Annotated in this window: 14 protein-coding genes; 4 read left to right on the forward strand and 10 right to left on the reverse strand. The window is 70.4% G+C overall.

Annotated features, from left to right (window positions below; translation table 11 throughout):
* Nucleotides 1-12: 12 nt before the first annotated feature.
* The gene (locus KUM44_RS27785) at nt 13-804 is read right to left on the reverse strand and encodes a hypothetical protein (protein WP_217212191.1); all 792 of its coding nucleotides are present in this window, start codon (nt 802-804) and stop codon (nt 13-15) included.
* 273 nt (nt 805-1,077) lie between these two features.
* Between KUM44_RS27785 and purN the strand changes: the two genes are divergently transcribed.
* Together purN and purH are read left to right on the forward strand one after the other, a co-directional pair.
* The gene (purN, locus tag KUM44_RS27790; RefSeq protein WP_217212192.1) at nt 1,078-1,692 is read left to right on the forward strand and encodes a phosphoribosylglycinamide formyltransferase; all 615 of its coding nucleotides are present in this window, start codon (nt 1,078-1,080) and stop codon (nt 1,690-1,692) included.
* A complete protein-coding gene (gene purH, locus KUM44_RS27795) occupies nt 1,689-3,254 on the forward strand; it encodes a bifunctional phosphoribosylaminoimidazolecarboxamide formyltransferase/IMP cyclohydrolase (RefSeq protein WP_217212194.1) in 1,566 nt (521 codons plus the stop codon). Before purN ends, purH begins: the two co-directional genes overlap by 4 nt.
* Before the next feature lie 64 nt (nt 3,255-3,318).
* Here purH and KUM44_RS27800 read toward each other — a convergent pair whose 3' ends face one another.
* From KUM44_RS27800 to KUM44_RS27820, 5 genes are all read right to left on the reverse strand, one after another.
* Complete coding sequence (locus KUM44_RS27800) at nt 3,319-5,115, reverse strand: serine/threonine-protein kinase (RefSeq protein WP_217212196.1); 1,797 nt, start codon at nt 5,113-5,115, stop codon at nt 3,319-3,321.
* Between the two features lie 472 nt (nt 5,116-5,587).
* Nucleotides 5,588-6,052 carry a peptidoglycan-binding protein gene (locus tag KUM44_RS27805; RefSeq protein WP_217212198.1) on the reverse strand — a complete coding sequence of 155 codons (465 nt, stop codon included), beginning with the start codon at nt 6,050-6,052 and terminating at the stop codon, nt 5,588-5,590.
* A gap of 50 nt (nt 6,053-6,102) precedes the next feature.
* Nucleotides 6,103-6,414: an ATP-binding protein gene (locus KUM44_RS27810; protein WP_374202083.1), complete on the reverse strand. Its 312-nt coding sequence runs from the start codon at nt 6,412-6,414 to the stop codon at nt 6,103-6,105.
* Nucleotides 6,411-6,977 carry a hypothetical protein gene (locus KUM44_RS27815; protein ID WP_217212200.1) on the reverse strand — a complete coding sequence of 189 codons (567 nt, stop codon included), beginning with the start codon at nt 6,975-6,977 and terminating at the stop codon, nt 6,411-6,413. Before KUM44_RS27815 ends, KUM44_RS27810 begins: the two co-directional genes overlap by 4 nt.
* Nucleotides 6,978-6,988: 11 nt before the next feature.
* The gene (locus KUM44_RS27820; RefSeq protein ID WP_217212202.1) at nt 6,989-9,175 is read right to left on the reverse strand and encodes a glycoside hydrolase domain-containing protein; all 2,187 of its coding nucleotides are present in this window, start codon (nt 9,173-9,175) and stop codon (nt 6,989-6,991) included.
* Between the two features lie 145 nt (nt 9,176-9,320).
* Here KUM44_RS27820 and KUM44_RS27825 point away from each other — a divergent pair, with 145 nt between their 5' ends.
* Complete coding sequence (locus KUM44_RS27825; RefSeq protein ID WP_217212204.1) at nt 9,321-9,827, forward strand: peptidoglycan-binding protein; 507 nt, start codon at nt 9,321-9,323, stop codon at nt 9,825-9,827.
* 21 nt (nt 9,828-9,848) lie between these two features.
* Here the strand turns inward: KUM44_RS27825 and KUM44_RS27830 are convergent, their stop codons facing one another.
* Together KUM44_RS27830 and KUM44_RS27835 are read right to left on the reverse strand one after the other, a co-directional pair.
* On the reverse strand, nt 9,849-10,286 hold the full coding sequence (locus tag KUM44_RS27830) for a hypothetical protein (RefSeq protein ID WP_217212206.1): 438 nt from the start codon (nt 10,284-10,286) through the stop codon (nt 9,849-9,851).
* Nucleotides 10,287-10,331: 45 nt separating this feature from the next.
* The gene (locus tag KUM44_RS27835) at nt 10,332-10,919 is read right to left on the reverse strand and encodes an ALF repeat-containing protein (protein WP_217212208.1); all 588 of its coding nucleotides are present in this window, start codon (nt 10,917-10,919) and stop codon (nt 10,332-10,334) included.
* 178 nt (nt 10,920-11,097) lie between these two features.
* Between KUM44_RS27835 and KUM44_RS27840 the strand changes: the two genes are divergently transcribed.
* The gene (locus KUM44_RS27840) at nt 11,098-11,787 is read left to right on the forward strand and encodes a hypothetical protein (RefSeq protein ID WP_217212210.1); all 690 of its coding nucleotides are present in this window, start codon (nt 11,098-11,100) and stop codon (nt 11,785-11,787) included.
* Here the strand turns inward: KUM44_RS27840 and KUM44_RS27845 are convergent.
* On the reverse strand, nt 11,784-13,127 hold the full coding sequence (locus tag KUM44_RS27845; protein WP_217212212.1) for a serine/threonine-protein kinase: 1,344 nt from the start codon (nt 13,125-13,127) through the stop codon (nt 11,784-11,786). The two genes, KUM44_RS27840 and KUM44_RS27845, sit on opposite strands and share 4 nt — an antisense overlap.
* Nucleotides 13,124-13,870, reverse strand: coding sequence for an FHA domain-containing protein (locus KUM44_RS27850; RefSeq protein ID WP_217212215.1), 747 nt, complete (start codon nt 13,868-13,870; stop codon nt 13,124-13,126). Before KUM44_RS27850 ends, KUM44_RS27845 begins: the two co-directional genes overlap by 4 nt.
* Between the last annotated feature and the right edge of the window lie 26 nt (nt 13,871-13,896).

Here is a 13,896-nt window from a genome sequence, read left to right on the forward strand (position 1 = left end):
CGGTGGAACCCGTCAGTCCCCTGTGCCCAGAACCCCCCGCAGCTCCTCAGGCAAATGCTCGTCGCACGACTGCTTGGCCTCGTTGGTCAGCGCGTCGTTCGTGCACGTGTAGTAGTCGCTGTACACCATCTGCGCCGTGAACCCGGCGGCCACCACCGCGATGGCCAGGGACGCCGTGACCAGGCCGCTCACCGCCGCCGTCGTCTGGGGGCGGCCGGTGGGCCGGGGCGCGGCCGGGGTGTCCGGGTCGGGGGTGCGGGGCTTGGTGCGGAGGCTGCTGATGCCCCAGTACAGGGCCAGCGCGCCCAGGAGCAGAGCCACGTACGGCCAGCTGAACAGGGCGAAGAAGAAGGCCCACATGCCGGAGAGCAGGGCGTAACGAGCGCGGCGCTGGGCGGGGTCGGTGGGGTCCCAGCGCATGCCGGTGCCCGGGGTGCCGTTCCCGGGGCCGTCCTGGCCGGTGCCTCGGGGGTGGTCGCCGAAGCCGCTGGGGGAGCGGCCCGGCTGGCGGTCGCTCCACTGGTTGCCCCAGGGCGAGTGGCCGCCGCCCTGGTCGGACCCCTGTGAGCCGTCCTCGCCGGACGGGCGCCGCGGCTGCCAGGGGCGGTCGGGCGTGCCCTCCGGCGGCGGGGCGAAGGGGTTGTTGTCGTCCTGGGTGCCACTGCTCGGTTCGTCGCCGGACGGCTTGTCCGAGGGCGCGTCGGGCGGCGAGGCGGGCCGCTCGCGCAGCAGGACGGCGTCACGCTTCCCTCCCTGCGCTGACTGCGGAGGGAGGGTGAGGAGTCGCAGGCTGCGGTCCGACATCAAGTGAGCGTCTTCCCCTTGGTGAACGACTGATCTTGGTGAACGACTGATCCGACATGAGCTGTCACCTCGTGAACGCACCACACCACCACGGCGTTCCCGGGTCCGGCTCCCCCCAGACGCTACCTTCCGGCCAGGCCCCCGTCCCGTGGGGGGCGTCGGGAGTGCCGGTATCGTTGCTGACGGTCGGCCGCTTCGTAGACTTCCCCGTATCCGAGGGCGCGAAGCATTCGTACGACCATACAAAGACGCTCACCGAGAAAGGGCTCCACCGTGGCCAAGCGCCTCGTCGTGCTGGTCTCCGGATCCGGCACCAACCTTCAGGCGCTGCTCGACGAGATCGCCGCCGTCGGTCCCGAGGCGTACGGCGCCGAGATCGTGGCCGTCGGCGCGGACCGCGAGAACATCGAGGGGCTCGCGCGGGCCGAGCGTGCCGGACTGCCCACCTTCGTGCGGAAGGTCAAGGACTACGGCAGCCGTGAGGAGTGGGACGCGGCGCTCGCCGACGCCGTCTCCGCCCACGAGCCCGACCTCGTGGTCTCCGCCGGGTTCATGAAGATCGTGGGGAAGGAGTTCCTCGCGCGCTTCGGCGGCCGGTTCGTCAACACCCACCCGGCCCTGCTCCCCAGTTTTCCCGGCGCCCACGGCGTCCGCGACGCCCTCGCGTACGGCGCCCGGGTCACCGGCTGCACCGTCCACTTCGTCGACGACGGCGTCGACACCGGACCGATCATCGCCCAGGGCGTGGTGGAGATCCGGGACGAGGACGACGAGAGCGCTCTGCACGAGCGCATCAAGGAAGTCGAGCGAAGGCTGCTCGTCGAGGTCGTGGGGCGGCTCGCCCGTAACGGCTATCGCATTGAGGGACGAAAGGTAGTTATCCAGTGACCGCCACCGCCGAGAGCAACAAGCGGGCCATTCGCCGGGCGCTCGTCAGCGTCTACGACAAGACCGGTCTGGAAGACCTCGCGCGCGGCCTGCACGAGGCGGGCGTCGAGCTCGTCTCGACCGGCTCCACGGCCGCCAAGATCGCCGCGGCCGGTGTCCCGGTCACCAAGGTCGAGGAGCTCACCGGCTTCCCCGAGTGCCTGGACGGCCGGGTCAAGACCCTGCACCCGCGCGTGCACGCCGGCATCCTCGCCGACCTGCGCCTGGAGGACCACCAGCGGCAGCTGGCCGAGCTGGGTGTCGAGCCGTTCGACCTCGTCGTGGTCAACCTCTACCCGTTCGAGGCGACCGTCGCCTCCGGTGCCTCGCCCGACGAGTGCGTCGAGCAGATCGACATCGGCGGTCCGTCGATGGTCCGTGCCGCCGCCAAGAACCACCCCTCGGTGGCGGTCGTGACCAGCCCCGACCGTTACGCCGACGTGCTCACCGCGGTCGCCTCCGGCGGGTTCGACCTGGGTGCCCGCAAGAAGCTCGCCGCCGAGGCGTTCCGGCACACCGCCGAGTACGACGTGGCGGTTGCCGCATGGTTCGCCGCGGACTACGCGGGCGACGGCGCGGAGTTCCCCGAGTTCCTCGGCGTGACGTACCAGCGCAAGCAGGTCCTGCGCTACGGCGAGAACCCGCACCAGCCCGCCGCCCTCTACACAGGCGGCTGCGGCGGTCTGGCCCAGGCCGAGCAGCTGCACGGCAAGGAGATGTCGTACAACAACTACACCGACACGGACGCCGCCCGCCGTGCCGCGTACGACCACGACGAGCCCTGCGTCGCGATCATCAAGCACGCCAACCCGTGCGGCATCGCGATCGGCGCGGACGTCGCCGAGGCGCATCGCAAGGCGCACGCCTGTGACCCGCTGTCCGCGTTCGGCGGCGTGATCGCGGTCAACCGGCCGGTCAGCAAGGAGATGGCGGAGCAGGTCGCCGAGATCTTCACCGAGGTCATCGTCGCCCCCGACTACGAGCCGGGCGCGCTCGACGCCCTCGCGAAGAAGAAGAACATCCGCGTCCTGCGCTGCCCCGAAGCACCCGAGCTGGTCGCGGAGTTCAAGCCGATCGACGGCGGCGGGCTCGCCCAGATCACCGACACCTTCCAGGCCGACGGCGACGACCCCGCCAACTGGACCCTCGCGACCGGCGAGGCCCTCTCCGCCGACGAGCTCGCCGAGCTCGCCTTCGCCTGGAAGGCGTGCCGGGCCGTCAAGTCCAACGCCATCCTGCTCGCCAAGGACGGCGCGTCCGTCGGCGTCGGCATGGGCCAGGTCAACCGGGTCGACTCCTGCAAGCTGGCGGTCGAGCGGGCCGGGGCCGAGCGGGCCCGGGGCTCGTACGTCGCCTCGGACGCGTTCTTCCCGTTCCCGGACAACATCGACGTCCTGGGCGAGGCCGGTGTCAAGGCCATCGTCCAGCCCGGCGGTTCGGTCCGCGACGAGCTGGTCGTGGAGGCGGCGCAGAAGGCCGGCATCACGATGTACTTCACGGGGACGCGGCACTTCTTCCACTGAGCCGCACCTGCTTGTGGGGCCCGCCGGTCGGTGACCGGCGGGCCCTCGCCCGTTCAGGTCGCCGTCATGACGAACGGCGCAGCGCCGCCCAGGTGTCGGGCCCGACCTCGCCGTCGACGGCCAGCCCCTTGTCGCTCTGGAACAGCCTGACCGCCGACTCCGTGTCCGCCCCGAACTCGCCGTCCACTCCGGACCCGCCGACGCTGTAGCCGCGCTTGGTGAGCATGCACTGCACCTGGAGGACGCGCTGCCCCCTGTCGCCCCGGTCGGTGAGTTCGGTGCCGGAGTAGTGGGTGCAGTCGGAGAGCCAGGGCGGGGTGGCGGGTGTGGTGGCGGTCTTGGTGGGGGTGGGGGACGGGGCGTTGCCGCCGCCTCCGCTGCCGCTGGTGCCGCCGTCGGACGGGGCGGAGGTCTCGTCGGTGGGAGCGGCCTGCGTTCCGCCGTCCGTCCCGCCGGTGGACGCGTCCGGGTCGGCGGTCTCCTCCGCAGCCGAGCCGGTGTCCTTCCCGCTTACCTTCCCGTCCCCCTTCCCGTCCCCCTTCCCGTCCCCCTTCTCCTTGCCCTTGTCGCCGGAGGGCGAGGTGGTCGGGGAAGGGGAGGACGAGGCGTCGCCGGGGGCGGTGCTCTCGGCGGCCGTCGCCGCGGCCGGGGCCGTGTTGTCGGCGGCAGGGCGGGTGAGGAAGAAGGCGCCCGCGGCGAGGGCGCACACGGCGAGACCGGCCGTGGCGGCGAGGTAGGCCTTGCGCCGCTTCCGTCCGCCGCCGTCGCCGAGCGTGGACGCCTGCGTGGCGCCGGGGGCCGGCGAGACCGAGTGCCCCGCACGCGTACGCAACTGGACGGTCTCGTGCGCGCCCTGCTGGTCCTGCACGAGCCGCTGGACGGGGACCCGTTCGAGTACGTCACAGGCCTGCCGTCGGGCCAGCAGCCGGCCGGCCAGCGGCTCGTCCCAGGAGGGGACGCGGCCGTGACCGGCGGCCACCGCGGCCTCCGTCAGCCGGCCCGGGGTGGGACGGCCGGCGGGGTCCTTGGAGAGGCAGGCCGACAGCAGCGCGGCCAGCTCCGCGTCCCGTGCCGCGAGTCCGGCCATGACGTCGGCCTTGGGCTCCTCGAACGCGACCCGGTGCATCACGTCGACGCCCGTCCCGTCGCCGAACGGGGCGTGCCCGGTGGCGGCGTAGATCAGACTCCCGGCGAGTGAGAAGACGTCGGAGGCGGTGTCGCAGCGGCCCTCGCGCAGATACTCGGGCGCCATGAAGGCGGGCGTACCGACCCTGCTGCCGGTGGAGGTGATCGCGCTGCTGTCGGCGGCCTGCGCGATGCCGAAGTCGATGACGTGCGCGCCCTGTTGGGACAGGATCACGTTGGACGGCTTGAGATCCCGGTGTACGACGCCGGCGACGGCCAGCGCCGACAGGGCCTGTCCGAGATCGCCGACCAGCCGCCAGACCCCCTGGCATGCGAGCGTGCCGCACTCGCGGACGGCGTCGGCCAGGTTGAAGCCGGGCAGATACTGCGTCGCCATCCACAGCAGCGAGTCGTCGAACCCGGTACCGAGCAACTGCGGCGCCTGCGCCGAACGCACCCGGGCGTGCAGGGACGCCTCCCGCTCGAAGCGCCGGCGGAAGCGGGGGTCCTCGGCGTACTCGGGACGGATCACCTTGACGGCTGCGAGGCCGGGGGTTCCGTCGGCGGGACGGGCCAGATACACCCGGCCCATGCCGCCGCTGCCGAGGAGGCCGAGGGGCAGGTAGGGGCCGATGCGGCCGGGGTCGGCGGGGCGCAGCGGGGTGGCGCCCGCCTGCGGCAGCGCGGTGCCGCCGTACACCGGGGTGTACGGCGACCCGGGTGGCTGGTCTGTCATGGGTCCCCCGACCTGCTCTTTCCTTCGCAACGTGCTCTCGTGCCACGCCAGTTGGCTGATGAGAGGCTATCGTCCCGCCGCCGGGAAGTGTCCCGGACGCGGCGGGAACGGGGCGGGGGCGCCGTAGGACCGTGCGACGGAGGCAGGAGCCGGCTGAGTCGCCGGCCATCCGAGCAGGAACAGGAACTGGAAGACGCGGGCTGCGGGATGCACGGGCGGGAGTCTCCACTGCGGCAGGGCGGGGAGGAGGGGGGCGGGACAGCCGCGGTGAGCGTGGAAAGGTGACGCTCACCGCGGCTGTGCGCCCGGACTCGACCGCGCACCCCTGTTCGCGGTCTCCTCCATCGGCTGTGCCGACTCCCCCCGGGGCGGCACGGTGCCATCGTGGCGGACGTGAGGGGAGCGCGGTACCTGGATAGTTACAGGGTCGTCGGGCTCAGGACCTCACCCCACTTGATCTCGTGGATCCTGGTCAGCCGATGAAGCTACCGGGCAGGCAGCTGCGCCCGGGGTCGCCGTTCCGGTAGAAGTACCAGTCCATCGCCTTGCGGGTGTCGGGGCCGTAGATCCCGTCCACCTCGATCCTCGCGTCCCTTTGCACCGCCTTGACGGCCTCACGTGTCTTGTCCCCGTAGATGCCGTCGAACCCGCCGGTGCTCAGGCCGTGGCAGTGGTTCAGGTTGAACTGAAGTTCCTTGACGGCCGAGCTCTGGTTGCCGTACTTCAGGATGCAGTCCCTGGTGCCGTTCCCCTTGTAGTACGGCTGATTGACGGTGTCAGTCCCGCCGGCCTTCACGGACTTGACGCCGTTGCACGTCGGATACGAGGCGGCGAACGTGGACGGTGCGGCGGCGATCATGCCGCCCAGGAGGCTCGCCGTGAGGACTCCTGCGGAAACGGCTGCCCTGGTGCGGAGGAGCGGGCGGTTCTGGAACATGTGGCTCTCCCTATGCTGTGCGGCTCTCTTCTGACCTGTCCGCGCCGCAATCATGGTTGGGGGGGGAAGGGGTGGGGAACCTGAAATGTTTCAGGGTCGCCAGGGGAGAGGCTCACCTCGCACCACACCGTCTTGCCTCCAGGTGTCAGCCATACGCCCCAGCGTCGGGCGACCGCGTCGAGCAGGAGCAGGCCGCGGCCCGTCTCGTCGTCCTCGCCCGGGTGACGCGCGATGAGCCAGGCGTGCGGGTCCGGATCCGTGACCTCCAGGCGGGTACGGCCGTCGGGAGTGCGGAACAGACGGACGGTCACCGGGGTGGCCTCGCCGACGTGCTCGATCACGTTCGTCAGCAACTCGCTCACGCAGAGCTGGGCTTCGGAGACGGCCCGGCGGTGAGGTAGTAGAGCGATAGGTCCGCGCTGTCGTCGTCACCGCCCCAGCGGACCGCCCCCGCGCAGTCCGCGACGATCGCCCGGATTCTCTCGACCTGCCGCGGGAAGTAACTGCCGGAGGCCCTCGCGCCGGGGACGATCCGCAGGGCCGTGCCCGAGGACAGGTTGGAGGCGGGGCTGGTCAGCGGCGTGCGGCCGATTCTGCTCCAGCCTTGCAGGTCGCCCGCGCGAAGTTCCTGGACCTCGTAGTGGAAGCGGCGCGCTATGTCGAGGAGCAGCAGTTCCGGAAGGCCGATCCGAACGTCGACGCGGAGCCCGGTTCCGGAGACCGAGCGGGTCAGGACCGTAGAAGCGTGGTTGGTCCGGTTCTGGATCTCCCAGCCGTTCTGTGACAGGGGGATCTTCGTCGGCCGGGGGCGGGACGCCGGCGCGGTGCGGTCGGCCGCCGTGGCGGTGCCGCTCGGAAGGAGATACGCGGCCGTGGCGGCGGTGCCCACGGCCAGGACGGAGCGGCGGTTGGGGTGCGTGCTCATGGCGAAGCCTCTCAGCTGGTCCGGATGGTCCGGTTGTACTGCTCCAGGACCTGGTACAGGCCGATCAGTTCGCCCCCGTACTTCTCGGCCCCGTCGCCTGTGCCGTTGTAGCGGGCGAGGATGTCCTGCGAGTCGGCGTCGCTCGTGTTGAGGCCGGGACGCGTGACGCCGATCTGATGCGCGTTGTAGATCGTGAGATAGGCCGCGGTGCTGATGTTGTACGACGGGTCGTCGTGCAGACGGTTCCACACGGACGTCTTGTCGGCGTCGGTGAGGCGGGAGCCGTTGATGATTCCCTGGTCCATGCAGTAGTTGCGGGCCTCGATGGCCACCCAGGCGAAGATCTGCCCCCAGCCGGTGCTGGAATCGTCCCGGTCACCGTCCTTGACCGCGTCGTCGGCGAACTTGTCCAGCGGGTTCCACTTGCGCAGCTCCCACAGGACAGGGGCCTGCACCAGGGCCTTGCGCAGTCGCAGCACCCTGGCGAGGTCGGTGAACAGCCAGTCCATGCCGATGACGGCGTCGAACGCCTCGGTGGTGGAGATACCGCCGATGGTGGCCCAGTCGTTGTCGTTCCAGTTGTCGCCGCCGGTCTCGGGCACCCCGATCGACACCAGGTAGTCCTGGACGTCCTTCAGAGCGGCGTCGTGGTAGGAGTCGTCGAAGTCCTTGTCGAGGCCGGTGGGATCCAGGCCCTGGTCGAAGGACTTCTGGCCCCGGTCGCGGCCGGAGACGATGTTGACGTCGACCTCGATCCTGCCGTCACCTGAGCCGATCCACTTGGTGACGATCTGGTCGAAGGCCCAGTTGGCGGGAAGGGGGTAACCGAGGTTGCCGGAGAACCCGCTCGACATGTCGGAGACGAAGCTCGTGACGGCGTAACCCTGGTTCGCGACGCGCTGACAGACATTGCGAGGACCGTAAATGCCCACGTTGTAGGAGGAGTTCTCGCCGACGGTCCGGAAGACCCCCTTGAAGTGCGGGATGATGTAGTCGGTGACCTCCCGGTCGACGGCGTCGTAGTCGACGGCGAAGTAGATGGTGGTGCCGTCCTTGAAGCCGTGGAACTTCGCCCAGTCGATGGCCGCGAGCGCGGCGTGCACACCCGCACCGTAGGAGAAGTCGTCGACGACGCGGTTCCACGTCTGGTAGATCGGGAAACAGCGCAGGCCGTTGACGGCGATGGTGTCGAGCTCGCCGGGCTGGATCTGTTTCTCCGGCAGCTCGCTTCCGCCCGGGTTGAGATAGCGGCCGACGATCTCGACGCCCTCGGACTTCAGGGTCGCGGCGCGGGCGTTGGTGATCCTGGTGACGCCGTCGCAGGCGGCTCCCTTGCGGTCCTGGTCACCGTAGGAGACCAGCAGTGATGCCCAGGTCTGGACGTCTCCCTTCCCGGTGACGGGAAGTGCCGCGAACCGCTGGAAACTGCTGACGGCGGTGGACAGGGTGCTCTCGAAGGCCGCGGTGAACGCGTTGAAGCGCTGGTTGAAGAGCATCGCCGCGGAGAAGAGGCGTACCCAGTTTCCCGTGGATCCGACGGACAGGACGTGTTCCTGAAGCCCGGCTTCCGTGTCGTTGCCGAACCAGCCGTCCGCGACGCCGTCGGACATGCCCATCTCGTACTGGACGGCGTAGATCATGGACTTGGCGACGGCACGGGAGAAGTGGCCGTCGCACGGCATGACGAAGAAGTCGCGGCGCTTGACGTAGCGGCCGTTGAGCCACCGCTGGATGTCGCGGACCGTCTCGGATCCGTTGTTCACCACCACATAGGCGTCCATCGTCAGCAGGGCCTTGAAGACCTTGGGGACGAGGTCCGACCCGGGGAAGGCACCGGCGACGCCCATCCGCTGCTTCATGAGGGTGATCGCGGCGGCGGTCCGGTCGTCGTAGACGCCGTTGATGTTGCTGCCGTCGTAGCCCTTGGCGTAGAGCGCGGACTGGATGATCATGGTGACGTTGGCCGGGGTGTCGAGATGGCCGATGCTCGGCCATTTCGACTGGAGCCTGGACAACGTCGTCGGACCGAAGTTGTTCGACAGAGCGGTGATACCGAGCTCGTACTGGAGGGCTCGGGTCAGGGCGTACATCAGGTCCCAGCCCGTGTTGCCGTCCTCGTCGACCTTCATGCCGATCTTGTCTTCGCCATAGACGGTGTTCACGAATCTCTGGGCCCTGCGGACCATCTCGTCTGCCACGTGACGTCCCCTTCCGGAGGTGGGGGTCCACCGTGGTCATGGACGGACCACAGGGGTACCTCGAACGTTGCAGGTACACCGGGTGGCCGGGCAGCCGGAGACTGACGTGCGATTCGCAGCAGCTCACCGACAGAAGGGGACCGTTGTGCGTGCACGGACCAAGGCGGCCATCGCCGTCGTCTCGGCGCTGACCGCAGGACTGCTGACCGCCGCCCCCTCCAGTGCGAGCGTCGTGCAGGGATACATCGTCGGTACCGGTGGCATCAATGACGACTGGGGGGACGAGGGGCCGCTGTCCCGGGTGGCCAACAACCACAGCAACGTGGTCCTCGTGTGGCAGGGCGTGCTCTACGCCGACGGCTACCTGACCAACAGTGACCGCGACTGCTGGTTCGGGCCGGCCACCGAGGCGGCGACCAAGAAGTGGCAGAAGGACCGCGGGCTGATCGACGACGGGATCGTGGGTCCGCTGACGTTCGGCAGGGCCGACGACCACCTCTACTGGGACGGCGACCAGATCAAGTACGACGGCAGTGTGCGTGATATCGGCAAGATGCGCCGGGACTCCCAAGGCCGCTACTACGAACCGGCGTCGGGCGACGCCGGCGGCTATGCCTCGTACACGTCGGCCGACGCCGCCATCTGTGCGTAGCGCAGGGACTCTGACGCGGGGTCAGTCGGAGGCGGCCGCCATGCAGCCGCCGTAGACCAGGAAGATCGAGGCCCAGATGGGCAGGGAGACGAGATCGCCGTAGCCCCACGTCCGGGACTCCCGGATCACGTCCAGGCTCTCCGCGTGGAGGGGATCCTCCGGGTCGTAGACGACCGTGAACTGCTCGCCCACCTGGGGGATACGGTCGTGTGTCCGGACGACGACCCAGATCTCGCCCTTCTGCTCCGGATGGGTCCGGATGCCGCAGCGGACCCGCATCGGCTCGCCTTCCGCCTTGGGGTTGAGGTGCCCTCGGCAGATACCGGTCGCGGTCCGGCCGTGCTTGTTCAGCCGGCGCTCGCGCTGTGCCTTGGGAAACGAGACCAGAGCCGAGACGGCGGCGCCGACCGCGCAGAACAACGCCCAGTAGCGCAGCACGGCATCCCCCCGGTTCGGCAAGCGCTCTCTCCACCTCTACCAGGACCGGTCGGCTCCGGCAACGGCTCAGCCGTCCACCTCGTACTGCCCCACCTCGATGAAGTGCCGCAACTCCTCCGGCGTCCCGTCGATCACGTCCTCCGCTGCGGCCCGCAGCGCGTCACTGATCGTCGGGTCGGCGAGGATGCGGGCGACGCGGACGCGGTCGTCCTCGGCGACGGCCAGGCGGTAGCCGGTCTTCAGGAAGGCGCGCAGGGCCTGCGGGGTGTTGGCGTCGAGGGCCTCGTTGGCCTCCCGGATGACCCCCCTGTCGGTCTTCGGGTCGGCGGAGGCCAGGATGCGGGCGATGGCGACGCGGTCGTCCTCGGCCTGGGCTGTCCAGCGGCCCGTCTCCAGGAAGTACCGCTGGTCCTCGATGGTGCCGTCCATGGCGGCCTGCGCGGCGGCGTAGACCGCCTTGCCCGTGTTCGGGTCGGCGATGATGCGCATGATCGCTACGCGGACGTCGTCGTCCGACATGTCGTCAACGCCGGTCGTGGTGGGGGACGTTGCCACGGTGGTCGCGGGCGCGGCAGCGAAGGCCGGGGTGGCCAGCAGGAGTGCCGGGGTCAGCGCGGTTGCCACGAGGGCCAGGGCGGCGCGGGTCGGTCTCACGTGTGAGCCTTTCTTCCCAGGTTCAACGGTGAACGTATGTTCCCTCATGGTGCGCGGGAGTTCATTGCCGGAACAAGGAGTTTCAACTGTGCATTTCTGCACGTGCGTTGCAGGCCTCGGGAGGGGTCCCGTTCTCCGGCCGTAGATTCGCCGCCATGACGGTGGGAGGGGGACCGGTATGTCCTGGCTGATCATCGGGGGTGTGCTGGCGGCCGCGGCGGTCGTTGTGCGCCGGGTCCTGAGGTACGGGACGGCGGGGCTGTGGCGGTTCGCACTGCGTCTCGTCGGCACGACGGCGGTGCTCGGCCTGGTGTCGTGGGGGCTGATGCTGCTGCCACCGGTCAACGACATCGTCCTCGGCGACAAGCCGCGCAACCTGTGGGACTTCGCGCGCATCTGTGAGGACGACCGCACTGGAGATCCGTTCCCGCGGGCGGCCGCTTACGAGCCGGGGGCCGGGCCGCATCCGTGGGTGGCGATAGAGAACGGGAACAGCGCGTACGCCTCCAAGGGCACGGAGACGGAGGATCCGGTGTGGCCGGACGATGAACCGGCTCCGGACACAGTGCAGTTGGTGGCGTGCAGGGAGCCGGCCGGGTCGGTGCCGGGCACGGAGGTCAGCTGCGCGTACAGCGTGAACGGTCTGGGGGTGGGCGGTCAGTCCGTCGAGTTCTCCCAGGGCGTCTACACCGTCACCGTGGTCGAGGCGCGCACCGGCGACGTGGTCCGCCGGGGCACCGTGAGGGGCGAGACGGGGTGCGCTGAATCCATCGTGGCGGGAGAGAAGGGGCCTCACCGCACCGATCCTTCGTGGGAGGCTTACGCGGACCTGCTCGCCGGCATTCACACCGCCCCGTCCGGCTCCTAGCGCGCCTTACGCAGCGCGCTCCATGTCTGCGGCCCCACCACCCCGTCCGCGTCCAGCCCCGCCCGCTTCTGGAAGATCACCACCGCGTCGTGCGTCATCGGGCCGAAAATCCCGTCCGCCTCGCCGACTTCGGTGATGCCGTGCAGGTACCGGAGCAGGCACTGGGCCTCGTGCACCTGGCTGCCGCTTTCACCCTGTTTGAGCATGAAGTCCCAGGTTCTGTTCCAGCCGGCGGTGTAGCCACGGCCGTGCTTGTCGTCCTCGTACACCGCGGGCTTCTCGCAGGAGGCCGGTGCCGCGGCGACACGGGTCTCGTCGCGGAGCCCGTATGTCACCGCCGTCGCCCCCAGCACCGCCGTCGCCGCGAGGGCCGCGACCAGCACCGGACGCCGCCACCGCCGGGGCCGTAGCCTCGGCAGCCGGGCGGAGGGGGAGGCGCCCGCGGCCTCCTCGACGCGGCGCAGCAGGGCTTCGGTGTCGGGGACGCGGGCGACGCGCGCCGCGTGCGTGGGGGCCAGACAATCCTGGACGATCTCCCGCCAGGCGTCCGGGAGCCGGGGCGACAGGCGCAGCTCCTCGGTGCCGCGCGCGTACCGCGTCGCCGCGTCCGTGCGGGCCTCCGTGCTGCCGCCCGGCAGCGGGAAGGAACCGGTGAGGGCGACATGCGCGAGGACGCCGAAGGCCCAGACGTCGGCGGTCGGACGGATGCGCGTGCCGCGTTCGTCGACCTCGGGCCACAGCAGCTCGGGCGGGGTGTAGTCGGGCGTCGCGAAGGCGGGGGCGTACGCGTGCGTGCCCTCCAGTTCCGCGGCCATGTTGAAGTCGGCCAGCCGTACCGAACCGCCCTTCAGCAGCAGCACATTGGCCGGTTTCAGGTCACCGTGCACCCAGCCCGCGTGGTGCAGCTGGTGCAGGCCCTCGCAGATCTGGGCCATCAGCGCCGGAGCCGACTCCGGTGTCGGGTCGTGTTCCAGTACGGCGTCCAGGGACCCCTCGGCCAGCTCCAGGACCAGTACGGTGGCGCCGTCCAGCTCCGGGTGTTCGGGGTCGTCGACGGTCAGGGTGTCGTACATGCGGATCAGGCGGGGCGCGCGCAGACGGCCGAGCAACTCGACCTCGCGCTCGGCCAGTTCCCGCAGGTGCCGTAGCTGGCGGGGCGTGCGGGTGCCGGTGGGCAGGAACTTCAGGGCGGCCCGGGCAGGCAGCTCCAGGCCCCCTTCCTCGGTGAGCCGCGCCGCGTACACCGTGGCGAAAGCGCCGGACGCGAGGCGCTCCCGTACCTCCCACGCCCCGACCCGGTAGCCCTTCGGGACGGCGACGGCGCAGGACCGGCCGGTCACCGCAGCACCTCGGCGACGGGGGCCGGTGCCGTCAGCACCGCCAGGTCGTCCTCGCGGACCAGGTCGAAGCGGAGCGCGAGGGAGACCAGGGACTCCTTCTTGCCGTTGACGCGCTGGCCGGACGCGGCGGTGTCGGGGCCGGGCCGCAGCCGGAGCTTGAGCGCGAGGTAGTCGATGTTCCAGTACACGGCGGACCGGCTGACCGTCGGCCAGACGCCCCGCAACCGCTCCACCAGCTGCTCCACCGCGGGCAGCGGCGCGTGCGGCTCGCCGCGCAGCCGGGGCTCGCACAGGGCGGCCAGCACCGCGAAGTACCTGCTGGTGCGGTCCAGGGCAAACGCCGGGGCCGTGACGGGACCGGGCAGGCCCTGGCGGTCGGCGCTGCGGAAGGCGTGGCGCGGGGCCCAGACGTCGAAGGTGAGCAGGTCACCCGCGGCGGGCAGGACCACCCGCGCGAACTCGAACGGCACGGGCGCCTCCAGACGACCCGGCGCGATCTTGAGGTGCTCTCCGGCGCCCTCGGGGTTCTCCACCACGTAGGTCTGGTCCTCGCTGAGGTTGCTCAGCAGCCAGAAGGACCGGTGGGCCGTGATCTCCCCGGCGACCCGGGGCACCCCCTCGTGCGCGATGGTCAGTCCGCCGTCCTGCGTGGCCCTGCCGAACGAGAGCCGCTCACCTGCGGCGATCCGCACCTGGCCGTCCACACTGCCGCTGTCCGGCGGCACGACGATGACGCTGTACATGGACCCGTCCCCCTCAAGATCCCCAG

The organism is Streptomyces sp. AC550_RSS872, assembly GCF_019049285.1.
Classification (GTDB): domain Bacteria; phylum Actinomycetota; class Actinomycetes; order Streptomycetales; family Streptomycetaceae; genus Streptomyces.

What these genes read in the sequence shown, in the direction of transcription:
- KUM44_RS27785 (WP_217212191.1), bottom strand. Translation starts at nt 804, where the DNA reads ATGTCGGACCGCAGCCTGCGACTCCTCACCCTCCCTCCGCAGTCAGCG.
- KUM44_RS27800 (WP_217212196.1), bottom strand. Translation starts at nt 5,115, where the DNA reads ATGACAGACCAGCCACCCGGGTCGCCGTACACCCCGGTGTACGGCGGC.
- KUM44_RS27805 (WP_217212198.1), bottom strand. Translation starts at nt 6,052, where the DNA reads ATGTTCCAGAACCGCCCGCTCCTCCGCACCAGGGCAGCCGTTTCCGCA.
- KUM44_RS27815 (WP_217212200.1), bottom strand. Translation starts at nt 6,977, where the DNA reads ATGAGCACGCACCCCAACCGCCGCTCCGTCCTGGCCGTGGGCACCGCC.
- KUM44_RS27840 (WP_217212210.1), top strand. Translation starts at nt 11,098, where the DNA reads ATGTCCTGGCTGATCATCGGGGGTGTGCTGGCGGCCGCGGCGGTCGTT.
- KUM44_RS27850 (WP_217212215.1), bottom strand. Translation starts at nt 13,870, where the DNA reads ATGTACAGCGTCATCGTCGTGCCGCCGGACAGCGGCAGTGTGGACGGC.